This window comes from Flavobacterium maritimum, assembly GCF_040049085.1.
Lineage (GTDB): Bacteria > Bacteroidota > Bacteroidia > Flavobacteriales > Flavobacteriaceae > Flavobacterium > Flavobacterium maritimum.
The window spans coordinates 1-561 of sequence record NZ_JBDLZY010000035.1; the positions used below are offsets into that span (position 1 = coordinate 1).

A 561-nucleotide genomic window follows, 5' to 3' on the forward strand; every position below is an offset into this window, starting at 1 on the left:
TCTATGAACACTTTCCCCACATCATTGCCAACACACAGAAAATTATAGACCACTGTAATTTCAGCTATGATTTCCAGACACCGAAAAATAAAAAATACTATACCAACAGCCAGAAAAGCGACATAGATCTCTTAACCTCTCTGGCAAAACAGGGACTGGTATGGCGTTACGGCACCCGAAATATTCGCGCAAGGGAACGCATGGAAAAGGAACTCAAGGTTATCGGCCAGCTCGAGTTCAGCGGTTACTTTCTGATCACCTGGGATATTATCCGTTTTAGCAACAGTCAGGGCTTTCTGCATATCGGCAGGGGAAGCGGCGCCAATAGTATTGTGGCCTACTGTCTGGGCATCACCGATATCTGCCCACTGGAACTGGATCTGTATTTTGAGCGTTTCCTAAATGAGAACCGCAAAAGCCCGCCCGATTTCGATATCGACTGGAGCTGGAAAGAACGGGATGTCATCCTGGAATATATTTTTAACCGCTACACTTACGAACATGTGGCCTTCTGCGGTACGAATGTCGAATTCAAATACCGGTCAATTTTCAGGGAGGTCG

1 pseudogene is annotated in these 561 nt (G+C 46.2%); it reads left to right on the forward strand.

Going from position 1 to position 561, the window contains the following annotated elements:
- Positions 1 to 561, forward strand: a pseudogene (locus ABEB23_RS18165) (DNA polymerase III subunit alpha); the annotation flags it as partial.